Origin of the sequence: Streptomyces sp. NBC_01275 (assembly GCF_026340655.1) — a bacterium.
In the GTDB taxonomy this organism is placed as follows: Bacteria; Actinomycetota; Actinomycetes; order Streptomycetales; family Streptomycetaceae; genus Streptomyces.
On sequence record NZ_JAPEOZ010000001.1, the window covers coordinates 8948074 to 8969892 of the forward strand.

25 protein-coding genes are annotated in these 21819 nt (G+C 70.9%); 8 read left to right on the top strand and 17 right to left on the bottom strand.

The genetic code is table 11. The features are described from left to right. Nucleotides 1-77 precede the first annotated feature (77 nt). Nucleotides 78-449, bottom strand: a complete 372-nt coding sequence (locus tag OG562_RS39325; RefSeq protein ID WP_266406589.1) for a tetratricopeptide repeat protein — start codon at nt 447-449, stop codon at nt 78-80. 53 nt (nt 450-502) lie between these two features. Further along, entirely contained in the window at nt 503-1000 is a 498-nt protein-coding gene (locus tag OG562_RS39330) for a MarR family winged helix-turn-helix transcriptional regulator (RefSeq protein ID WP_266406590.1), read from the bottom strand. 14 nt (nt 1001-1014) lie between these two features. Here OG562_RS39330 and OG562_RS39335 point away from each other — a divergent pair, with 14 nt between their 5' ends. After that, nucleotides 1015-1335 (top strand): alpha/beta hydrolase, encoded by a 321-nt coding sequence (locus OG562_RS39335; RefSeq protein ID WP_266406591.1) that lies wholly within the window; start codon nt 1015-1017, stop codon nt 1333-1335. 137 nt (nt 1336-1472) lie between these two features. Here OG562_RS39335 and OG562_RS39340 read toward each other — a convergent pair whose 3' ends face one another. After that, entirely contained in the window at nt 1473-3044 is a 1572-nt protein-coding gene (locus tag OG562_RS39340; RefSeq protein WP_266406593.1) for a CdaR family transcriptional regulator, read from the bottom strand. 47 nt (nt 3045-3091) lie between these two features. Further along, nucleotides 3092-3853, bottom strand: coding sequence for an SDR family NAD(P)-dependent oxidoreductase (locus OG562_RS39345; protein WP_266406594.1), 762 nt, complete (start codon nt 3851-3853; stop codon nt 3092-3094). 177 nt (nt 3854-4030) lie between these two features. On the opposite strand from OG562_RS39345, the gene OG562_RS39350 reads away from it, so the two are divergent. Together OG562_RS39350 and OG562_RS39355 are read left to right on the top strand one after the other, a co-directional pair. Further along, nucleotides 4031-4825, top strand: coding sequence for an SDR family NAD(P)-dependent oxidoreductase (locus OG562_RS39350; protein ID WP_266406596.1), 795 nt, complete (start codon nt 4031-4033; stop codon nt 4823-4825). Nucleotides 4826-4900: 75 nt separating this feature from the next. Then, nucleotides 4901-6457, top strand: a complete 1557-nt coding sequence (locus OG562_RS39355) for an amino acid permease (protein WP_266406598.1) — start codon at nt 4901-4903, stop codon at nt 6455-6457. A 179-nt stretch (nt 6458-6636) separates the two neighbouring features. Here OG562_RS39355 and OG562_RS39360 read toward each other — a convergent pair whose 3' ends face one another. The 4 genes from OG562_RS39360 to OG562_RS39375 form a co-directional block, all read right to left on the bottom strand. Further along, nucleotides 6637-8370: an amidohydrolase gene (locus OG562_RS39360; protein WP_266406600.1), complete on the bottom strand. Its 1734-nt coding sequence runs from the start codon at nt 8368-8370 to the stop codon at nt 6637-6639. 105 nt (nt 8371-8475) lie between these two features. After that, on the bottom strand, nt 8476-9468 hold the full coding sequence (locus OG562_RS39365; RefSeq protein WP_266406602.1) for an ABC transporter permease: 993 nt from the start codon (nt 9466-9468) through the stop codon (nt 8476-8478). Next, nucleotides 9465-11048 (bottom strand): sugar ABC transporter ATP-binding protein, encoded by a 1584-nt coding sequence (locus OG562_RS39370; RefSeq protein ID WP_266406605.1) that lies wholly within the window; start codon nt 11046-11048, stop codon nt 9465-9467. Before OG562_RS39370 ends, OG562_RS39365 begins: the two co-directional genes overlap by 4 nt. Nucleotides 11049-11057: 9 nt before the next feature. Then, nucleotides 11058-12095 (bottom strand): sugar ABC transporter substrate-binding protein, encoded by a 1038-nt coding sequence (locus tag OG562_RS39375; RefSeq protein ID WP_266406608.1) that lies wholly within the window; start codon nt 12093-12095, stop codon nt 11058-11060. Between the two features lie 359 nt (nt 12096-12454). Between OG562_RS39375 and OG562_RS39380 the strand changes: the two genes are divergently transcribed. Next, nucleotides 12455-13492, top strand: coding sequence for a LuxR C-terminal-related transcriptional regulator (locus tag OG562_RS39380; protein WP_266406611.1), 1038 nt, complete (start codon nt 12455-12457; stop codon nt 13490-13492). Nucleotides 13493-13639: 147 nt separating this feature from the next. Next, the gene (locus tag OG562_RS39385) at nt 13640-14200 is read left to right on the top strand and encodes a hypothetical protein (protein WP_266406613.1); all 561 of its coding nucleotides are present in this window, start codon (nt 13640-13642) and stop codon (nt 14198-14200) included. A 72-nt stretch (nt 14201-14272) separates the two neighbouring features. Here the strand turns inward: OG562_RS39385 and OG562_RS39390 are convergent, their stop codons facing one another. The 4 genes from OG562_RS39390 to OG562_RS39405 form a co-directional block, all read right to left on the bottom strand. Then, on the bottom strand, nt 14273-14839 hold the full coding sequence (locus tag OG562_RS39390) for a hypothetical protein (protein WP_266406615.1): 567 nt from the start codon (nt 14837-14839) through the stop codon (nt 14273-14275). Nucleotides 14840-14873: 34 nt separating this feature from the next. Continuing rightward, nucleotides 14874-15326, bottom strand: a complete 453-nt coding sequence (locus tag OG562_RS39395) for a hypothetical protein (protein WP_266406617.1) — start codon at nt 15324-15326, stop codon at nt 14874-14876. A 160-nt stretch (nt 15327-15486) separates the two neighbouring features. Further along, nucleotides 15487-16353 carry an AraC family transcriptional regulator gene (locus OG562_RS39400; RefSeq protein WP_266406619.1) on the bottom strand — a complete coding sequence of 289 codons (867 nt, stop codon included), beginning with the start codon at nt 16351-16353 and terminating at the stop codon, nt 15487-15489. A 132-nt stretch (nt 16354-16485) separates the two neighbouring features. Beyond that, complete coding sequence (locus tag OG562_RS39405; RefSeq protein ID WP_266406622.1) at nt 16486-17382, bottom strand: LysR family transcriptional regulator; 897 nt, start codon at nt 17380-17382, stop codon at nt 16486-16488. A 94-nt stretch (nt 17383-17476) separates the two neighbouring features. On the opposite strand from OG562_RS39405, the gene OG562_RS39410 reads away from it, so the two are divergent. From OG562_RS39410 to OG562_RS39420, 3 genes are all read left to right on the top strand, one after another. Beyond that, nucleotides 17477-18334, top strand: coding sequence for an alpha/beta fold hydrolase (locus OG562_RS39410; protein WP_266406625.1), 858 nt, complete (start codon nt 17477-17479; stop codon nt 18332-18334). Next, entirely contained in the window at nt 18331-18552 is a 222-nt protein-coding gene (locus OG562_RS39415; RefSeq protein ID WP_266406628.1) for a hypothetical protein, read from the top strand. Before OG562_RS39410 ends, OG562_RS39415 begins: the two co-directional genes overlap by 4 nt. A 152-nt stretch (nt 18553-18704) precedes the next feature. Next, nucleotides 18705-19148: an RICIN domain-containing protein gene (locus OG562_RS39420; protein ID WP_266406630.1), complete on the top strand. Its 444-nt coding sequence runs from the start codon at nt 18705-18707 to the stop codon at nt 19146-19148. A gap of 189 nt (nt 19149-19337) precedes the next feature. Here the strand turns inward: OG562_RS39420 and OG562_RS39425 are convergent, their stop codons facing one another. The 5 genes from OG562_RS39425 to OG562_RS39445 all read right to left on the bottom strand — a co-directional run bounded on the left by OG562_RS39425 (nt 19338) and on the right by OG562_RS39445 (nt 21803). Then, on the bottom strand, nt 19338-19757 hold the full coding sequence (locus OG562_RS39425; RefSeq protein WP_266406632.1) for a nuclear transport factor 2 family protein: 420 nt from the start codon (nt 19755-19757) through the stop codon (nt 19338-19340). Beyond that, nucleotides 19675-20010: an aquaporin gene (locus OG562_RS39430; protein ID WP_266406635.1), complete on the bottom strand. Its 336-nt coding sequence runs from the start codon at nt 20008-20010 to the stop codon at nt 19675-19677. Before OG562_RS39430 ends, OG562_RS39425 begins: the two co-directional genes overlap by 83 nt. Before the next feature lie 111 nt (nt 20011-20121). Continuing rightward, nucleotides 20122-20928, bottom strand: coding sequence for an MBL fold metallo-hydrolase (locus OG562_RS39435; RefSeq protein ID WP_266406636.1), 807 nt, complete (start codon nt 20926-20928; stop codon nt 20122-20124). A 51-nt stretch (nt 20929-20979) separates the two neighbouring features. Further along, complete coding sequence (locus tag OG562_RS39440) at nt 20980-21600, bottom strand: DsbA family protein (RefSeq protein WP_266406638.1); 621 nt, start codon at nt 21598-21600, stop codon at nt 20980-20982. After that, nucleotides 21597-21803 carry a hypothetical protein gene (locus OG562_RS39445; protein ID WP_266406640.1) on the bottom strand — a complete coding sequence of 69 codons (207 nt, stop codon included), beginning with the start codon at nt 21801-21803 and terminating at the stop codon, nt 21597-21599. Before OG562_RS39445 ends, OG562_RS39440 begins: the two co-directional genes overlap by 4 nt. Between the last annotated feature and the right edge of the window lie 16 nt (nt 21804-21819).

The window sequence follows — 21819 nt, forward strand, 5'->3', positions numbered from 1 at the left end:
ACGAAGGGCCCGGCGGTGACGATCGCCGCCGGGCCCTTCGTCGTGCGTGGTGCGTCGTACCGCCTCGGAGCTGTGCCTCAGGCCTCCGGGAAGTCCCCCGCCAGTGCCGAGGCCAGCCGCAGATGCGGTCCCGCCTCCTCGCGGCGGCCCTGCCGTTCCAGGGTGCGGCCCAGCATCAGCCGGGCGTAGTGCTCCACCGGGTCGCGCTCGACGATCGTGCGCAACTCGGTCTCGGCGCGGTGGAGTTGGGCCGAGTGGTAGTAGGAGCGGGCCAGCAGCAGCCGCGGTCCGGTCTGCTCCGGCACCTCTTCGACCAGCCCGACCAGGACCCGCGCGGCGGCGGCGTAGTCCTTGGCGTCGAAGAACAGCTGCGCCCTCTCCCAGCGCTCGGCCGCGCTTCCGTGGGCGTAGTACCCGCTCTCGCTGTTCGTGTCGTTCGTGGTGTCCACTCGTGACCTCCTCCTTCGACGGTCACAACCAGTCGTGCTGGTTGAATATTCCACTACTCGTCGGCGGCGAGCGGCGCCTCGAGGGGTACGTCGAGCGGTACGTCGAGGGGTACGTCGAGGAGGACCGCCAGTTCGGCGGTGAACGTCCGGGTCCGTGGGCCGTCCAGGCCGCCGAGGGGCTCCAGCAGGCGCTCCAGCAGCCCCTGGACGACCGTGACGGCCCGCCGGGTGACGTCCTCGCCCCGCTCGGTGAGCGCCAGCTGCACGGCGCGTGGGTCGCGCGGGTCCCGGGCGCGCTCGATCAGGCCGGCGGACTCCAGGGCGCGCGCGAGCTTCGAGACGTAGAGCGGCTCGAGGCCGGTGTGGTCGGCGAGGCGGCGCTGACTGGGACGCTCGCCGTCGCGCTGCATGCCGTACAGCGAGGCCACCAGCGAGTACTGCGCGTGGGTGAGCCCGAGGGGGGCCACCGCCCGGTCGACCGCCACGCGCCACTTCGTCGACAGCCGCCACACCAGGAAACCGGGCGTCGCCCGTTCGGAACCCTTGCTCATGGTCGATAGATTACATGGCTAGTATTTTTGGCCCGCATCGGCCGCATCGGCCGCATCGGCCGCATCGGCCGCATCGGCCGTATCGGCCGTATCAAGGGAAGGCCCAGCCGGCCCTGCTCGTCAACGCGACCGGCGACCCGCGCACCACCTACGAGAGCGCGCGGACAGTGCGCCGCATGTGGCCCTCGTCCCGTCTGGTCACCCTCCGCGGCGCGGACCAGCACGCCGTGCACGGCGTCTTCGGCAGCGAATGCGTCGACACCACCGTCAACACCTACCTCGCCACCGGCCATCTGCCGCCCACGGACCTCGCCTGCGACCGGCCTTCCGGGTGAGAGCACGCCAGCAGCCGTCGCTGCGGAGCGCCGCCGCGCCTCGGTTCATCGGACGCGCGGGACAGGAAGGAGACCTCGATGCCGGGCATGGGCTCCATGGTCCGGCTGAACCGGTGACCCAGGGGACCCTTTCCCATTCATTCGCGGAGCGCCTTGAGCTGCAGGGCCAGTACGAGCCGTACGTCCGCGTCGGCGAGGTCGATGCCGGCCGCCTCCTCGATCTTGGTGAGGCGGTAGCGGAGGGTGTTGGTGTGGACGTGCAGCTGCTCCGCGGCGGCGCGGACGTTGCCCTGGTGCTTCAGCCAGGCGTGCAGGGTCGGGACGTAGTCCGTGCCGTGGGCGGTGTCCTGTTCCTGGAGGCGTCGCAGCGGGGTGACGCTCTCCAGGTCGGCGACCACCGCGGGTTCCAGGACGCGGATGAGGGCGGCGCGGGCCCAGCAGTCGTCGAAGGCGAGCGGCTCGCCGGGTTCGGGGGCGAGGCGGGCGACGGCCAGGGCGCGCTCGGCCTCCTTGCGGGAGCGCGGCAGGTCGCCCTGGCCGTCGGCGGCCGAGCCGACGCCGGCGTACACCGGCACCCGGTCGCGTCCCATGCCGCCGAGCAGGTCCCGTAGCCATGAGTGGACCAGTTCGGCGGAGGGCTCGCGGGGCCGGGCGACCGTGAGGACGAGATACCAGAGGTTGGACAACTGGCCTGCGTGGACCGTGAGTTCAGGCCCCCGCTGGGTCAGGGCCAGCGCCTGTTCCAGGCGGGAGCGGGCGACGGCGCGTTCGGCCGGGTCGTGCGGGGCCAGGGCCAGCGAGGCGACCCAGTGGGCCCCGGGCGGCAGTTCGACCGCGTCCGAGGAACCGGTCACCGCGGGACTGCCGTGCAGCAGGACGGCCAGCTGCTCCATCTCGACGCGATGACTGCGGTAGTCCTCGGTACGGCGGCGCATGAGCTGCACGGCGACGCGCTGCGCAACCTGGGCGAAGGCGGCGGTCTGCTGCGCGTCGGGCCGGTCGGCCACGGCCCACATCGTGCCCAGCCCGAAGCTCCCGGCCCGCAGTCCCACCGCGAGCCGGTCGGCGGCCCCCTCGCCGACTCCCCGCACGGGGACGGGCGTATCGCTGCGGGCGACCTCCTGGGGGATGCCGCGGGCCGCGAGCGCCCGGCCGAAGTCGGCAGGGGCACGGCGGTTCATGAGGGTCTCGGTCCGTACGGCGTCACCGCCCCGCTGGTCGCTGGAGTAGGCGAGGAGCCAGCCGCGCGGGTCCTCGACGGTGACCGGGCCGCCGACGGCGGTGGCCGCGAGGTCCGCGAGCGCGAAGAGGTCGCCGGTCCGGTCCTCCCCGGCCTCGGAGGGTTCGGCGTGTTCGGCGATCGTGCCCTGGATCAGGGCCGCGGCCTGGAGCCAGTCGATCCCGTCGTCCAGGACCAGCACCGCGCAGCCGTGTTCGGCGGCGGCGCCGAGCACCTCGGTGTCGTCCTCGACGCGGCACTTGACGGCCAGTGCGGCGGAGGTTCCGCGGAGCGTGCGCAGCAGTGCGGCGACCGCCGCCGTCTCGTGCGCGCCGACGGCCAGCAGGATCTCCCCGCGTGCCGAGGCCTGTGCGGCTCCGGGCTCGTGGATGCGGACGCCGCCGACGGCGAGCGACGGTTCGGGGAGCAGCACGGCCCGCAGGACGTCGCTGCCGAGGGCGGTGACCAGGGAGTCGAGGGTGCCGCTCATGGGTGGCTTCCTGTCGGATCCGGTGTCGGGAAGGCCTCGCACAGGCTTCAGATCGCGGTCATGCCGCCGTCCGCGACCACGGCGGACCCGGTCATGAAGGTGGAGAGGTCGGAGGCCAGGAACAGGGCGACCGAGGCGATCTCGTCGGGCCGGCCCTCCCGCCCGATCGGCTGCCAGTCCGGCAGCGACTCCCGTACGGCGTCGATGCCGCCCATGCGCTCCGCGTGCGCCAGGTTGATAGGGGTGTCGACCCAGCCGGGGCAGACGCAGTTGCACCGTACGCCCATCGTGGCGAAGTCCCGGGCGACGGCCTTGGTGAGCATCAGGACGCCCCCCTTGCTCGCGGTGTAGCCGGCCAGGACGGGCTCGGCGACCAGGCTGTTGACCGAGCCCATGTTGATGATCGAGCCGCCGCCGGCCCGCAGCAGCGCGGGCACGGCGTACTTGCAGCCGAGGAAGACGCCGCGCAGGTTGACCGCCAGCATGCGGTCGAAGTCCTCGACCGAGGTCTCCAGGACGTTTCCGGGGATGGAGACGGCCGCGTTGTTGACCATGGTGGTGAGGCGTCCCCAGTTCCGCTCGGCCGTCTCCACCGCCGCGGCGACGTCGGCCGGGTCGGAGACGTCCGCGCGCAGCGGCACGACGGCCCCGGGATCCGTGCACAGCTCGGCCGTACGGGCGGCCCCCGCCTCGTCGACGTCCGCCGCGACCACCCGTGCCCCGGCCGCCACGAAGCCGCGGGTGATCGCCCGCCCGATGCCGCTCGCGGCGCCGGTCACGACCGCGACCTTCCCCTCCAGGTCGATCACGCCGGACCGCCGACCCGTTCGGAAGATCCCACGGCGTGGAGAGGGGAGCGTTGGGCAATTGTCCAATGACAGGATGCAGGGCTCACCGCAGCATTGTGGCATCCCCGGGCGTACATCGGGATATACGGACGTGCGTGATTGGCGGATCGACCAACATGCGCCACGGAAAGAGACCCCATGACCTCTCCCACGAGCACGGGCACGAGCACGGGCCGCGTGGCCGGCAAGGTCTGCATCGTCACCGGCGCCGGGTCCGGCATCGGGCGGGCGATCGCCCACCGGCTGGCCGAAGAGGGCGGACGCGTGCTGTGCGCGGACCTGTCGGCCGATGCCGCCGCGCGCACCACGGCCGAGATCACCGGGGCCGGCGGGGTCGCCGAGGCCCACGCGGTCGACGTCTCCTCCAGTGCGGCCGTGGACGGGATGGTCGCGGCCGCCGTGGTGCGCTGGGGCCGCATCGACGTCCTCGTCAACAACGCCGGAGTCAACCTGCCGGGTCTGCTGCACGAGGTGCCCGACGACGTCATCGACCGGACCCTGGACGTCAACGTCAAGGGCCAGCTGTACGGCTGCCGGGCGGTGATCCCGCACATGCTGGCCCAGGGCGGCGGCTCGATCGTCAACATCTCCAGCGTGAACGGGCTTGTCAGCGAGCCCTTCCTCACGGTCTACTCGGCGTCCAAAGGCGCGAGCGTGATGCTGACCAAGGGCGTCGCGCTCGACTACGCCAAGCAGGGCATCCGCTGCAACGTCATCTGCCCGGGCTGGGTCGACACCCCCATCAACCACGCCCACGCCGAACTCCTCGGCGGCCTCGAGCAGGTGTACGACACCATCGACTCCTTCCAGCCGATCGGCCGGCCCGGCGAACCACGCGAGATCGCCAACGTGGCTCTCTTCCTCGCCTCCGACGAGGCCAGCTTCATGACCGGCAGCGTCGTCGCCGTCGACGGCGGCATGACCTCCCAGTAACCCTCGACCCACCCGCAGCCGTACCCCACCCCCCACCCCCGTCCCCATCCAGCACGCCCGTCAAAGGGGTTCCCCATGGCTTCAGAAAAGGTCGAGAAGGCCGGACCGACCGCCGCCGGACCGACCGCGGTGAGCGACGACGAGGCCCGGCTCCACGAGCTGGGCTACGCACAGGAGCTCGAGCGCAGCATGTCGCCGTTCTCCAACTTCGCCGTCTCCTTCACGATCATCTGCATCCTCTCCGGCTGCATGACCCTGTACGGGTTCGGCATGAACACCGGCGGCCCCGCCGTCATGGTGTGGGGCTGGCCGATCGTCGGCCTGCTCACCCTCACCGTGGGCCTCGGCATGGCGGAGGTCTGCTCCAGCTATCCGACCGCCGGCGGCCTCTACTACTGGGCGGCCAAGCTCGCCAAGAGCAACGGCCCCGCCTGGGCCTGGTTCACCGGCTGGTTCAACTTCCTCGGCCAGGTCGCCGTCACCGCGGGCATCGACTTCGGCCTCGCCCAGTTCCTCAACGCCTTCCTGGACCTCCAGTTCGGCTTCGCCGCGACACCCGGTCACACCGTGTTCCTGTTCGGCGTCACCCTCCTGATCCACGCCCTGCTGAACGTGCGCGGAGTCAAGGTCGTCGCCCTGCTCAACAACATCAGCGTCTGGTGGCAGGTCATCGGCGTCGCGGTGGTCGTCCTCGCCCTGATCGTCTTCCCCGGCAAGCACCAGTCCGCGGGCTTCGTCTTCGGCCATTTCGTCAACAACACCGGCTGGGGCTCGGGCCTCTACGTCTCCCTCCTGGGCCTCCTCCTCGCCCAGTACACCCTGACCGGCTTCGACGCCTCCGCCCATATGACGGAGGAGACCCACGACGCCGCCCGCTCCGGCCCGCGCGGCATCGTCAACTCGATCCTGGTCTCGCTGGTCGCCGGCTGGGTCCTGCTGATCGGCGTCACCTTCGCGATCCAGTCCTACGACGGCGCGCTCGGCAGCAGCACCGGGGTGCCGCCCGTGCAGATCTTCCTGGACGCCCTCGGCGCGACCGGCGGCAAGCTGCTCCTGCTCATCGTCATCGGCGCCCAGTTCTTCTGCGGCATGTCCTCGGTGACCGCCAACTCGCGCATGATCTACGCCTTCTCGCGCGACGGCGCCCTGCCCGGCTCCAAGATCTGGCACAAGATCAGCGACCACACCCGTACCCCGACCAACGCGGTGTGGCTCGCCTCCGGCGGCGCGTTCCTCCTCGGCCTGCCCTACCTGATCAACCCCACCGCGTACGCCGCCGTCACCTCCATCGCCGTCATCGGCCTGTTCATCGCGTACGTCATCCCGATCTATCTGCGCCTGCGTCAGGGCGACGACTTCGTGGCCGGACCGTGGAACCTGGGCCGGTGGAGCAAGCCCATCGCCGTCGTCGCCGTCGGGTGGGTGCTGTTCGTGACCGTCCTGTTCATGCTCCCGCAGGTCAGCCCGGTCACCGCGAAGTCCTTCAACTACGCGCCGATCGCGGTGGCGGTCGTCCTCGGATTCGCCGGCGCCTGGTGGGGGCTGTCGGCCCGCACATGGTTCAGCGGTCCCAAGGTCCAGGGCAGCGCGGACGAGCTCGCCGCCATCGAACGGGACCTCATGGGCGGCTGACCCGACCGGCGTCACCGTGCACGCACGACAGGCCGTCCCCTGCGAGCCGAGGAAACCCCAGGCCTTCTGCCTGGGGTTTCCTCGTCCGGCTCACGCGGAGACCAACCTCGTCCAGGGCCTCGGCGGAGCGAGCGGCCGCCGCGCACGCCGACTTCTGCAACGGAGACCCGCCTTCCCTGTCAGGTCCCGTCGGCGACCGCCTCGTCCGACTCGGCCACGCGCTCGAACACCACCCGCCCGTCGAACACGGTCAGGTCGACCTCGACGCTCGTGATGTCGTGCGGGTCCGTGGCGAACAGGTCGCGGTCCAGTACGCACAGGTCCGCGGCCTTCCCCACCTCGACCGACCCCTTCCACGCCTCCGCGAAGTCCTGCCGCGCCGCGTTGACCGTGTACGCCCGCAGCGCCTCCGCCAGACCCACGCACTGGTCCGCGCCGCTCTGCCGACCGCTGGCCTTGGACTCGCGGAGCAGCATCGCGGCCACCCCCTGACGCCAGTCGGGCTCGGTGATCGGTGCGTCCGAGCTCGAGCACACCGTGACACCGGCCTCGAACGCGGACCGCACGGGCCACTGGTAGGCCGACCGCTGCGGCCCGACCACCTCGTCCATCAGATCCGAGACGGTCCACTTGATGGACGGGTTCATGTTGACGCCGTAACCGTGCGCGGCGAGAGCGGCCAGGCTCCTGGCGCCGATGAAGTCGCCGTGGATGACGTAGTGCCGGGCGTCGGGACGTGGGCTCGCCTCGTTCGCGGCGACGAAGGCGTCCACCACGGTCTCGATGGCCCGGTCGCCGGTGACGTGGACGCCGAGCTGGAACCCGGCCTCGTGCGCGACGCGGATCATCTCGCGCAGTTCGTCCGCCTGGAGCGCGGGCGTGTCGCCGTGCACGCACAGGGCGCCGTGGCTGCCGTCGGGGTAGGGATCGTTCATCCAGGCCGTACGGTTCGGGGGCACCCCGTCGCCGAAGATCTTGACGCCGACGGCCCGCAGCAGACGCGGGTCCGCGGATGCGGGGCGCTCCAGCTCGGCCAGGCCCTTGCGCACGTCGTCGGCCGAGCCGCCCATGGGCGCGGGCAGCAGCAGCACGCTGACCCGGGCGTCGAGTTCACCGGCGGCGACGAGTTCGGCGTACGCGGTCCAGTTGTCGGTGCTCAGACCGCCGAAGAGGGTGCCGGCGCCGCCGGGCCCGAGGCCGGGCTCGGTGTAGCTGGTGATGCCCCGCGTGTGGAGTTCGGCGACCACCCCGCGGATCGCCTCGCGCCGCTGGGCGACGGTCGGGGAGGGGAGCGCGGCCTGGACGAGACGCTGGGCGGCCTCGCGGAGGATGCCGGTGGGTTCGCCGTCGGCGTCGGCGTCGACGACACCGCCCGGCGGCGGTTCGGTGGCCGCGTCGATCCCGCAGGCGCGCAGGGCCGCGCTGTTGGCCCACACCATGTGCGAGGAGAAGTCGGTCAGGCAGACCGGATGGTGCGGCGCAGCCTGATCCAGATCGCGGCGGTGCGGGAAGCGCCGCCCGTCGGCCAGGCACTCCGCCAGATAGCCCGGGTCCCAGCCCAGGCCGATGATCCACTCTCCGGGCGCGGCGGACCGCACCGCCGCGGCGACGACACCGACGATGTCGGCGATGGACCCGACGGCCGGATGCCCGACGTCGATCGCGAACGGCGGCCTGGTCATCCCGTACGCGGCGCCGTGCAGATGCGAGTCGTTGATCCCCGGGAGCACGGTCCGGCCGTTCAGCTCGACGATCCTGGTCGACGGGCCGGCCAGGGCCCGCACCTCGGCGTCCGTGCCGACCGCGATGATCTCCCCGCCGCGCACGGCCACGGCCTCGGCGACGGTGAAGTCCGGGTCGACGGTGACGACATGGCCGCCGGTCAGGACGAGGGTGGGCGTGCTCTGGCTCACGGGAGAACCTTCCTGGTGGGACCTGGTGGGACCTGGTGGGGACCTGATGGGGACCTGATGGGGAGGGAAACGGGGTGGGACAAGGAGGAAAGGGAGGAACAGGGTTCAGCGGATCGTCCTCGGGCCGAAGTGGGCGAGCGCCGCGCCCGCCACCAGCGCCGCGCCCTGGGCCATCAGCTGCCAGAACGTCGGCACGCTCAGCAGCGTGAGACCGTTCTGCAGACATCCCAGGAACAACACGCCGAGCAGGACGCCGAAGACCGAGCCGGAGCCCCCGCTGAGGGCGACTCCGCCGAGCAGCACGGCGGTCAGCACGGTCAGTTCGAACCCGGCGCCCGAGGTCCCGGCCACGGCGCTGTCGAGCACCGACGCCCTGATGGCCCCGGCCAGCGCCGCCGCCGCACCGGTGAGCACGAACAGCGCGAAGGGCGTACGCCGGATGCTGATGCCGGAGAGGTAGGCGGCCTCCCGATTGACCCCGATGGCGAACACGTGCCGCCCGGCCGGGGCGAGCGCCAGGAACAGGGATCCCGCGACGAGCACGAGCGCGGCGATGACGACGGGGGCCGCGATCCCGGCGATCCGGGCCCCGCCCAGCCAGGCGAACCCGGTGCCGAAGTCGCTGAGGGGCAGCGGAAAGAGCTGCTGGGCCAGGCCGCGCACGGCGGTCAGCATGCCCAGCGTCACGATGAACGCCGACAGGCCGAGGTAGCAGCACAGGAAGCCGTTCACCGCGCCGACCGCCGCGCCGGCCGCGAGCGCGCCGAGGACCGCCACCACGGGCGACTGCCCGTGCTGCCCCGCGAGCCAGCCGCCCACCAGCCCGCCGAGGGCGAGCGTCGAGCCGACCGACAGATCGAGGTAGCCGCTGATGACCAGCAGGGCCAGCGGGACGGCGACGATGGCGATGGTCGCCGCGTCGGTGGCGATCCCGCGCAGATTGGCGGTGTCGAGGAAGCTGCCCGTCGACAGTTGGAAGACCAGCACCATCAGGGCGAGTACGACGGTCAGCGGGTGACGCCGGACGACGGTGAGACCGCCGGCGGCCAGTGCGTGGGGGCTGACCGGTTTCGCCCGGTCGGCTGTGGTGGTGGTCATCGTGGTCCCTCGCCTGTTCGAGTGCCGGTGCCGGTGTCGGCGCCTGTGTCGGCGCCTGTGCCGGCGGGGGCGTCCGTGTCGTGGACGGCCGACAGGAGGGCCTCTTCGGTGAGTTCCGTGCCGGACAGCTCACCGACGACGCGTCCACGGGCGACGATCAGACAGCGGTGGGCGAGCGCCACGATCTCCTCGGGGTCGCTGGACGCGAACAGCACCGCTGTGCGCCGTTCGGCGGCGAGCCCTTCCACCACCTGGTAGATCTCCTGCCGGGCCCCGACGTCGACGCCCTGGGTCGGTTCGTCGAGCAGCAGGACGTCGGTGTCGCGGGCCTCGTTGATCCAGCGGCCGAGGACGAGCTTCTGCTGGTTGCCGCCGGAGAAGGCCGCGGCGGGCAGTTCGGGCCGGGCGGGCCGCAGATGGACGGCCGCCGCCAGCGCGTCGAAGGCGCGTCGCTCGGCCCGGAGCGACCGCAGCGGGCCACGAGCGAGCGGACGTACGACCGGCAGGAGCACGTTGTCCTGCGCGGTGAGCCCTCCGAACAGGCCCTGACCGCGTCGGTCCGCGGGCACCAGGGAGATTCCGGCGGCCAGGGCCTCGGCGGGCCGCCGGGGAGCGACCGGGCGTTCGCCGACGTGCACGGTCCCGCCCGACCTGCGGCGTCGGCCGAAGAGCGTCTCCAGGATCCGTGTACGCCCCGATCCGATGAGCCCGTACAGCCCGACGATCTCGCCGCCTGCCACCTCGAAACCGACCGGGCCGAACCCGGGCCCGGTCAGCCCGTCCACGGCCAGCAGGCGCGCGGACCGGCCACCGGAGCCGGGCTGGTCGGAGCGGTCGGGCCCGGGGGCCGCCGTGCGTCCCTGGCCGACGATGGTGTCGACCAGCTGCCTGCGGCTGTGCCCCGACACCGTGGAGTGGTAGTCGACCCGCCCGTCCCGCAGTACGGTCACCGCGTCCGCGAGGCGCTCGACCTCCGACAGCAGATGCGTGACGTAGACGATGCCCAGGCCCTGGCCGCGCAGGTCCTCGACGCGTTCCGCCAGGGCGTGGCTCTCGGCGTCGGACAGCGCCGCGGTCGGCTCGTCCAGGACGAGGACCGACGCGCTGCGGCTGAGCGCCTTCGCGATCTCCACCAACTGCCTTTGGCCCATGGGGAGTTCACCGACGCGATCGCGTGGCGAGCAGCTCGCGGCGACCCGTTCCAGCAGGCCGGCGGCGAGGGTCTCCTGGGCGCGGCGGTCGACCGTGCCGTAACGCGTCCACTCCTGGCCGAGGAAGACGTTCTCGGCGACGGTGAGGGAGCCGACGACGCTCAGGGTCTGGAAGATGATCGCCACTCCGGCCGCGATCGACTGTCGCGGGCTCAGGCGGGTGTACTCGGCGCCGTCCACCTCGATCGTCCCCGCGTCGGGCGGGAACGCGCCGCCGAGGCACTTGATCAGGGTGGACTTGCCGGCGCCGTTGTGGCCCAGCAGGGCGTGGACCTGGCCGGCCGGCACGGTGAGGTCCACGTCGTCGAGGGCCTTCACCCCGCCGAAGGACTTGGTGAGCCCGCGGATGCGCAGGTTCGTCGCCGTCATGACGCCCGCCTACGCGTTCTGGGCGAGCAGCGCGTCGATCTTCGCGCCGTCGCTCTGCCGGACCAGCGTGACCGGCACCTGCGCGCTCGGCTTCGCCTTCCCGGCGGCGACCGCGAGCGGTACGTCCACGATCGCGGCGGCGATGTCCTGGGGCGCGAGTGCCGCCGAGGCCCGGTAGAAGGTGCCCTGTCTGATCGCGAGCAGGGAGGGCGCCGAGCCGTCCTGACCGCCGACGAAGGTCTTGGCGTCGCCCTTCTTCCGGCCCGCCTGCTGAAGCGCCTTGTAGCCGCCGTAGGCCGCGGCGTCGGTGATGCCGAGGACGATGTTCAGATCCGGGTGCTTGGCCAGGATCGCGTTCGACTTCGACAGGCCGGTGTCCGGGTCGATCGCCTGCTCCTGGGCGACCACGTCCACGCCCGGCGCGAGCTTCGTGAAGGCGTCGATCATGCCTTTCGTACGCTCCCGGCCGAGCTGGATCGTGCTGTCGGTCAGGAAGGCGATCTTGCCCTTCCCGCCCAGTTCCTCCTCGGCCCATCGCGCGGCCGCCTCGCCGAGCAGCCTGCCGCCCTCCAGGAAGCTGAACTGGATGTCGGCGCTCTGGTTCTCCAGCGACCCGCCGTACGTCACCCAGATCAGCCCGGCGTCGAGGGCCGCCTCGGCGATCTTCTCCGTGGCCTCGAAGACCATGGGAAACGACACGATCGCCGGGATCTTCTGGGCGACCCAGGTGTTCAGGTTGGTGATCTGCGTGTCGGCGCTGCCCACGTCGCTCGTCGTGACCAGGGAGACGTCGTGCTTCTTGGCGGCGGCCGTGGAGAGCTTGACGAGGGTGGTGTAGAGCGGGAGCTGGGTGAAGGGGTAGTCGAGGCCGATCCTGGTCAGGCTCTCGGCCGCCGCCGGCGAACCGGCGGCGGCCTTTCCGGCGGCGGCGTCGTCCTGCGGACCGGAGCAGCCCGCGGCGGCCAGCGCGGCGGCCGCCGCCATGCCGCCGGACCAGGTCAGGAACTGTCTGCGGGAGGCGGGGCCGATGTGCGGTGGCTGGATCATGCGGGGACCTCTCGACGGACCCTCGGCGGACGTCGCCGGTGGGATGTGGCGAACAGCAAAGACCCCGCGGACGTGCGCCGCCATCCGTAGAAATACCGAGCCGAGCTGCCCGGCGAGATACCGAGCCGAGCTGCCCGGCGAGATACCGAGCCGAGCTGCCCGGCGAGATACCGGGCCGAGCTGCCCGGCGAGATACCGGGCCGAGTTCCACGGCGGTCCCCGTCGCCGCCTGGGGAGCAGCGATGGAGGCCCCGTGAACCGATCCGGTCACGACGCCGTGAACCGCTTGTCCAAGCCCTCGGAGACGCCTATCGTTAGGGTCCAAACGATTCTGCGTTCACGGGCCACCGGAGGCTCGCATGCTCAGTCACCACCAGATCGCGGCCGCCACCCGCATCGGCATGCTCACCCGGCAACGGGACACCGCCGCGGCCTGTGCGGAGGCCCTCCACACCCTCGGGGGAGCGTTGCCCCAGGACGCCGTGACGATGGTCGGGCTCGACCCGCTCACCGGGGCCCACGTCCAGGTGGCCGGAATCGGCTACGCGCCGAAGATCTCCGAGGCGCTGGCGGCGGAGTTCGTCGGCACCCCGTGGTTCCGCAAGGTCGTCACCCAGCCGCTGCCGCCCTCCATCTCCCAGGACTCGGTCTCCGGCAGTGCCGAGGAGCGCTTCTGCGACGGCAGGTTCTATGCGGAACGCGTACGCCCCGCCGGCTTCCGCGACGGCATGACCGGCGCGCTGCGGCACCACGGCCGTTACGTCGGCCTGATCCACCTCTCCACGGAGCGGGCCGGCGCCTACGGCACCGAGGCGCAGCATCTGCTCGCCTCGGTGATGCCCGCCCTGGCGGCGCTCGCCGACCCCACGGCCCCGACCGACGACTTCCACGACCTGTCCGAGACGGCCGCGGCCGCGCTGGCCACGCCCGGCGGCGTCGTCGACCTGCCCGGTCGCACCAGGCCGCGCGTGCTGGACGACGCCGTCTTCCACCCTCTGCTCAGGGCCTTCGACGCCGTACACGGCGAGCGGCTGCGCCTGCTGTGGCCGGTGGGCCGCGACTGGCGCCGGATCGTGCTCCACCGCTACGGCCGCGGCGCGGGCGCCATCCGGCAGGCGGTGCTCGTGCACGAGACGCCGACCGACCTCCCGTACGGACTGAGCCCCCGCGAGCTGGAGGTGCTCACCCGGGCGGCCATGGGCCACACCAACCAGGACATCGCGCAAGGACTCTTCCTCTCCCCGCGCACGGTGCACAGTCATGTCGAGCACATGCTCCGCAAGACGGGCACCTCGTCCCGCGCGGAGGCCACGGCCCTCGCGGTCCGGGACGGACTCCTGCGGCCGGCCCCCGAAGACCTGGCGCACTTCGTCGAGAGGCGTCCGGGCGGCCGCTGACGTGCGCAGACCCGCCCCAGGCCGACGGGGCAACGGCGACTCGGTACATGAGGGCTCGGTACATGGGGCTTCGGTGGCGGCCGACTCGAGGCTCTCGTGGCCTGCGAGGATGTCGTTCTCATGAGGGGTCTACAGGGAGGGACGGCCGTGCGGACGTTGGTGGAGGAGTCCGTAGCGGAGACGTTGCGCGCGGAGGGCGGCGAGACGGTCCGGCTGTACGCAGCCGCCTGCGCCGAGCGCATGGCGCCGCTGTTCGTGGGGTTGCAAGCCGGGGGAGCAGGCAGGGAAGCCGACCTGGACTTCTTCGTGGAGTCCGTACGAGGCCTCTGGTACGCCGACCGCCCGCTGCCCGACGTCTCCGCCCGGGTACGCGCGCTGGAGCGGTTCCCCGAGCTTCAGCCGAACGAGGAGGGGATCTCCGACATCGCCGGCACGTACACCTTCTTCGCCGCTCTCGTCCTGCGGCACGCCCTGCTGGCCAACCGCTCCGGGATCGCGGACGACGCGGTGTCCTGCGGTCATGCCGCGCTCACCGCGACGGGGATGTTGGACCAGAACCTGGGAGGCGCCGCCTACCGTGCCCAGGAGGAGCGGCTTCAGCTCCTGTCGGTGTCCGGCGATGTCGCAGGGCTGTGGGAGGCGAGCGTCGAGGCGGGGCGGGAACGATTCCGCGCCGTGCTCGGCCGTACCGCACGCAGTTCAGGCTGAAGGCACGGCTGAAGGCCGATGCCACCGGCTCGCCCCGCACGGGCCGGACTCCTCCCACCGGCCCTCGACCGTTCATGGCTGCTTCGCGACGTCCTTCACCGAGGTCGGTCCCAACTGCTTGGCGCTGGCGTACTCCGGCATCGTCATGGGCTTGTCGAACAGGAAGAACGACTGGTTCGTGCCGACCGTGAACTCCATGTACGCGCCCGTCGTGGCGTCGAAACCGTAGTAGGCGTTGCAGGTGGAACCCGACGTGTACGTGCCGTCCATGCCGGGCTGCGCGAGGACCGCGATGCCGCTGTCGGAGGACTCCACCTTCTCCGTCGGAGTGAGCATCTTGCAGCGCGGCACGGGCAGGCCCTTCATGATGAAGTACCCGTACTCGCCCTTGGCGTTCTGGATGTAGACGTACGAGAGTTTTCCCCGCTTCCCCCAGGTCTTGATCCACTGGTTGATCGCTTCACGGGTCGGCGAGTACTCCATGCGGCCCGCCGGCTGCTGGGCCACGAGGTGGTCGTAGTTGTCCTGCTTGCGCTGGTTCTCCTTGTCCTGGCTGGAGTCGCCGGTGCAGGACGTCAGGGCAAGGCCCACAACGAGCGCGACGACGGTGGCCAGGGCCATGCGTGCGAACTTCTTCATGCGGTGCTGCCCTCTTCCCGGGACGAGACGGGGATCAGTTGGCGCACGTCGTGCGCTTGGCGGTGACATCCAGCCGGTACGGCAGATCCTTGTCACGGAAGGGCGCGCGGTGCTCCTGGGCGGCCTTCGAGTTGTAGTCGTTGACCGACTCGATCCGGCTGGCCTTCAGCGCGGTGATCGACTGGTCGATCTGCGTCGTGCGAGTCTCCGAAGCGGTCTTCCGCTCCTCCTGGAGCGCCTGGATCGTCCCTTCGGCGTTCTGCACGGCCTCGCACAGATCGAAGAACTCCTCGTACGTGGTCTGCCGGAACTCGCCCGAGCCGACGGTGTTCTCGCGCTCGTCCGCCTCACCGCGGAACGGGGCGGTGATCCACCCCGCGCCGCCGAAGGCGAACACCCCGATCAGGTACAACACCGCCAGGCCGATGACCCCTCCGACGGCCCAAGCGCCTAACCGTGCCCCCTCGCGTACCTGCCCCATGGCCATCCCCCTTCACGGGTGGTTCCACGGCGTGGAACCACCTTCCGCGAAGGAGGACACGGCGCCCGGCGAAACGGTTCCGCGTCCGTGGGCCGTCCCGAGATCGTTGCACGGCTTTGATCGACGTCTCCAGCGTGCGGCGGCCTGAGCCGCCGCACGCTGTCGTTCAGACCGCAGTCAGCTCCACGGGGATCCACAGCTCCGCATCCGCCTGCGTGGCGTCCTGCGACAGCCGGGTCCGCAGGATCTCGGGTCCCGGCCGGCTCCGGTACGGATTGGACGGGAACCACTGCGTGAACACGTCCCGCCAGAGGTACTGCAGCGCCTGCGGAAACGGCCCGGAACTCTCGAAGACGGCCCACGTCCCGGCCTGCACGGTGAGCGCATCCATGTCCTCGGGCACGGCGGCTCGGGTCACCACCCCGTGGTAGTAGTCGAGTTCGGTTCCCTCCGCCCGACTCGGGTCGAGGTTCCCGCTCACCCCTACGATCCCCTGCGGCTCCTGATCGGACAGACTCTGCATGCGCTGCAGCGTCTCCTGCCCGATGCCCCGGATGAACTCGGCGATGGCAGGGTTCACCCCCTCGTACACGAGGGGGACACGCGCCTTCCTGCCGACCACGCGGAACTCGTCCTTCTCCACGACCCGGTATCGCATACTGCTACTCCCTTCGACGGTGAGGCGGAAGGACAGCCGTGGCTGGGACTGCAGACTCGCACCGGACCGCCTGGCCTCGCCGGGACCGACGCCGTGCATGACGCGGAACGCACGCGCGAACGCCTCCCCCGACGTGTAGCCGTACCGCACCGCGATCTCCAACAGCGTCCGGTCCCCGGCCAGCACCTCGGCGCCGGCGACCGTGAGCCGCCTGCGCCGGATGTACTCCGACAGCGGGATTCCCGCCAGCGCGGAGAACAGCCGCCGGAAGTGGTACTCCGAAGTCACCGCGATCCGCGCCAGGTCGGCCCCCTCGATCCGCCGGTCAAGGTGGCACTCGATGTGTTCCATGGCCTGGTTCAGCCGCTCCAGCACCCCGGCCTCCTTCCCTTTCGATCACTCACGTTAGGAAGGAACCACCCTGCCGGACCCGACATCCTGTGCCCGATCCGGTCGGGTACGAGAGACGGCCGACGACTTGCGCACATCACACCTGCACAACAGGGGTCAAGTGCGCTGGGCGATCTCGCCCGCTACTTCCACGGCGATCTCGATCGCCCGTGCCGCGAGCGGGGAGTGAGTGCGATGTGCCTGCCACAGCAGGAAGATCTCGCGTGGCGGGAGTCCTGGCTTGAGCTCGTGGACGCACAGCGACGCGTCGGAGCCGACGTCGGCGCCGTGGACGGCGAGTTGCGGCAGGACCGCCGAACCCATTCCGGCGCGCACCATCGACAGCACCGTTTCGTTGCCCGCGGTGCGGCACACGATGTGCGGCCGAACGCCGCGGCGTGCGAGCGCCTGCTCCAGCCGGGCCTGGTCGCAGATCGGCGGGTGCGCCACCATCGGTGCGCCGTCGAGTCGGGCCGGGCGCACCGGACCGTCGGGGAAGGTGCCGCGGAGGGCCACCAACAGGTAGGGATCGTCGAGCAGTTTGCGGTGTTCGACGTCGCCGTCGACGCGGCCGTCGAAGAACATCAGGTCGAGCTCATGGACTTGTGGCTGGTCGGTCTCCTCCTCGAACAGCCTGATGTCGCAGCCGGGATGCTCGTCCCGAAGTCCGCGTACGACCAGCGGCAGGATCACGTTGGACACGCTCTGGAAGGCGCCGATGTCGACCCGGCCGTCGCCGGCCTTGAACCGGTCGACGGCTGCCGCCATCGCCTGGGCCTTCGCCAGCAGATCGCGTCCGTGTGCCAGCACCACCGTGCCGAGCGGGGTGATCCGCACCGGTTTCGGCCCGCCCGGCCGGTCGAACACGGCACCGCCGACGGCTTTCTCCAAAGCCGCGATCTGCTGACTCACCGTCGACTGGGTGTACCCGAGCCGCGCGGCCGCCCGCCCGAACGAGCCCTCGTCGGCCACGGCGGCCATCGCGGTGAGATGCCGCAGTTCGACGTCGGACATGAGCCCACCGTAGCCGATAACATCGCCCATAACGATTGAATTGATCGGAAACTATCGCTTTTCGCGATGAACAGCCGGGTCTAGCGTGGCGTTCATGACCGATCACCTTTCGCACGGTGAGAAGCTCGTCGAGATCAACGATGTCGAGCTGTGCTTCGAGACCTTCGGAAACCCCGCGCACCCGGCGATCCTGCTCATCGACGGTGCGACCGCCTCGATGCTGTGGTGGGAAGCCGAGCTGTGCGAACAGATCGCGCGCGGCGACCGGTTCGTGATCCGCTACGACAACCGGGACACCGGCAGATCCACCAGCTACCCGCCAGGGCGGCCGGGCTACACGTTCACCGACCTGGCCGGGGACGCGCTCGGCATCCTGGACGCGCTGCACGTCGAGCGCGCGCACATCGTCTGCCGGTCCATGTCCGGCGGAATCGGGCTCGTCATCGGGGTGGACCACCCCGACCGGGTGGAGTCGCTGACGTTCGTCTCCACCTCCACGGGCGAGGACGGACTCCCGCCGCCGTCGGACGAGCTCACCAGCGGCATCCCCGCCCGCCCGGACCCCGCCGATTCCGGCGCGGTGGTGGACTTTCTCGTCGCGTCGGCGAAGGCGTGCTCGGGCGGCTCGCCCTACTTCGACGAGACCGCCACGCGCGCGCTGGTCGAGCGGGACGTGGCCCGCACTCACGACATCGCGGCCACCCTCGTCAACCACTACGCGATGACCTTCGACGGGTCGTCCCGCGATGTCGCCTCCGTCAAGGCGCCGACCCTGGTGGTGCACGGCGACCACGACCCGGTTCTCCCGCTCCCACACGGACGAGCGCTGCGCGACGCGCTTCCCGGCGCGACGCTGCTCGTCCTGGAAGGCGCCGGGCACGACCTGCCGAAGCCGCTGTGGGACGTGTTCCTCCCGGCTCTGCTCCAGCACACCGGAGGCGGCCGACCATGACCTGGTTGCGGTCGGCGCTCTGGCTGCCGATCTTCGACGATCTCGCCGGCCCGGCGGCGGTCGCACGTCTGGCCGCCGAGGCGGAGGAGGCCGGCTGGCACGGCGTGTTCGTAGGGGACCACCTGCGCTGGCGGGCGCGGGACCACCTGCGCTGGCGGGCGCCGATCCGACGCGCCACCGGGCGCGCCGCTGAAGGCGCCGGAGGACACCCGCGGTGAGTGATCGAACGCCAGGGTGAATCCGCTGTACTCCTGAAGGGTGACACGGAGCTTTTCCGACCCTCGTAACGCGTCGGCGGGGAAGGGATTCGTCGGTCCTGAAGATCGGCGGCGCCCCGTACGGGCACCGCACGTCAGAAGTGGAGTCGGCCTTGGCGCCTGTACCGAACGGCCTCTACATGATCGCCCGTCCCGGCGAGCAACTGCTCACGATGGAGGGAGGGTCGTCCCAGCCCAAGACCCCCGTCGTGCTGCTGCCGCCCACCGGCAGCCCCGGCGAGCAGGAATGGCAGCTGGAGGTACTCAGCAACGGCAACTGTACGATCCGCAATCTCAGGAGCGAAACGTACCTGTCCTTCGACGGTGACCCGGAGGTGAACAAGCCGGTCGTCGGATACCCCGAGTCGCGCGAGTGGGCGCTCTACCAGAGCGAGCAGTCGCACACGTTCCACGTCGTCGTCCCGGGAGGCCCCGTCGACGGCGAGGAGCTGGCCCTGGACCTCGGCCTGCTGAGGATCTTCCCGCCCCGCATCGCCCTGAGGCCGCTCGACGTCAGCAACCAACGCCAGGCGTGGAAATTCCAGTTCATGGAGTAGAGGCGTGACCGGGTGCCCGGGTCGGCGGCGACCCGGGCACCGCCCCGAAAGGGCGGCCATGCTCGCCATGATCATCGCGAGTCTGCTCCTGCAGCAGGCGCGCAGTCCGCGGCCGTGGAGCAGCACGGCGTCGCCGCGTGCGGCAAGGTCACGTGCGATACCGCGGCCCAGCCATGCGGTGCTGGTGTGTCAGGCCGACATCGCTTCGCGGACCTTGGCGGTGTCCACGAACTGTTCGAAGCGGACGATACGGCCGCCGCGGACGACGAAGTGGTGGGCGACGCGGACGTCGATGCTCTTGCCGGTGGACTTGTTGGTGGCGGTGTAGCGGGCCAGCACCACGACGTTCTCGCCGTCGACGACGTAGGTGTCGTCGTGGGCGGTCCAGTTGTCCCAGGCCTTGCCCAGTTGTTCCATCACGTTGGCGGTGACGCCGTCGGGGGTGCGGTAGGTGCCGGCCAGCGGGAAGCCGGCCATCTCGGTCCATTCCACGTCGTCGGCCAGCGTGGCCCTCAGAGCTTCGAGATCACCGGCCGCGGAGGCGAGGTACTGGCGTCGCACCACATCGGCGGGGGCGGTGGATGTGCGGAAGTCGGTCGTCTCGTGCATGGGGGTGGCCTTTCAGTGGCTTGTGGATACCCGCGCCGAGGACGCTGCCGAGAACAGGCGCGATCAGGTGGACGGCCAGGTGGCTGTGGTCCCCGGAGAGGAGCGCGGGGCCGAAGGGGCGGGCCGGGTTCGTCGCGCCGCCGCTGCGCGGCCCGAGGAGCACAGCCGTCAGCGCGAACTCGCGCAGCGGGTAGTGGCGTGCGACGACCGGTGCAGAACGGGCGGCTCGGGCGTCGGCGGCGGTGGTGGGCATGTGGCTCTCACAACGGGTGCGAGCGTCAGGACATGGTCGGCGGCGGGGCCGATGGGCGGCCGGTGCCGGGCAGTCGGGGGAAACCGCCGGCACCGGCCGTGGGAGGGGTGATCAGCCCCAGGTCATTTCGCCCTTGGCGACCTTGGCGCCGAGCTGGGCCGCGATGAGCATCCCGGAGTCCGGGTAGAGGGCGACCAGTGCCTTGGTCAGCGCCTCGCCGCTGTCGGCCTTGTCGGCTTCGACCTCGAACGCGGTGAGGTAGTCGCGGGTGTAGGCGATCGGGCTCGCGTCGACGGTGGTCGTGGGCAGGCGGTGGCCGGGGACGGCGAAGGCCGGGTCCAGGGCCGTCATCTCGTCGAGCAGCTCGATCCATACGGCGCGCGACTCGGAGGTGGCGGTGTCGGCGACCCAGACGTGCTCGTTCTGGAACAGCAGGACGCCGGCGACGATCGCCCGGTGCTCGGCCTGCCACAGGTAGTGGCGGTCGGGCAGACCGGGGTGGCCGCCCTTGAGCTGGAACACGTGGCCCTCGAAGGTGACGTCGCCAGTCAGTTCGGCCAGTTCGACCAGCCGGGTGGGGCGGTTGGCGCCGACGGCCTCCCAGGCCTTGAGCTTCCCCTCGTACGCGGCTGCGATGTGCTCGATGACCAGCGGGGTGGCGACGATCTCGGCCTGGGGGAAGGCGTCGGCGATCACTTCGGCGCCCCAGTAGAAGTCGGGGTCGGCGTGGCTGATGAAGACCTTGGTCAGCGTCTTGCCGGAGTCGAGGATCTCGGCGACCAGACGGTGCCCGTCGGCACGGGTGAACCCGGCGTCGATCAGGAACGCCTGCTCCTCGCCGGTGATCAGGGTGGCGGTCTTGTTCTTGGAGCCGACGGGGAAGTCCAGGTCGAGGACCTTGAAGTCGAGGGTGCTCATGGTGGTTCCTTAGGAGATGCGGGGAACAGGGTCGGGGCGCGGAGAAGGTGATCAGGATGCGGTCGTGAGGGCGTGCAGGCGCTGGTCGATCTGGTCGGCGGTGGCATGGCCGACGGCCAGGGGCGTGGTGCGGTGGCCTTCGACGGCGAGCAGGGCGGGGAAGCTGTCCACGCCCAGGCCTGCTGCCCGAGTGAACTCGACCTTTGCGGCGGCGGCCGGACCCGGCGCGGTGAACGCGCCGACGACGGCGTCCGAGTCCAGGCCGGCGGTGTCGGCGACGGCACGGTAGGTGGCCGGGTCGGACAGGCTCATGCCGTCCACGTAGAACGCCTGCTGTAGCGCGGCGGCCAGTTCCACGATGCGGTCGGGCGCGGCCTGCCGCAACACGGCCACACCCCGCGCGGCGGCCTCGGAGTCCATCACGAAGGAGTCGTCCGCGATCAGCCGCGCGTAACCGGACCCGAAGCTGACCCCGGTCAGTTCGCTGATCTTGGCGTTGGCGGCCCGAACGTTGCCGAACTCCTGGATCGGCACCCGGCGCGGGCCGATGAACAGACCTCCGGACACCACTTCCACGCCCAGGTCGGGGTGACGGCGGAGGAGTTCGTCCAGGGTCGGCGCGAAACCGTACGACCAGCCGCAGTAGGCATCGAAGACTTGGACGAGCTTCATGAGGGCTGTGCCTCCCAGTTGTGGAACCCGCCTTCCGCGGGCCTTTCGCCTGATGCAACAGTATCTGACGTGTCAGGTATTTCCCAGCAGTGAGACTCTTCGGTTTCCGACGGGCTGGTGCTGGCGGCGTTCCAGCGGATTTCCTTGGCGAACTGCCCGGAGGTGGTGTTCTCGTCGATGGTGAGGAGTTCGACGCCGGTCATGGCGGCGAAGTCAGCG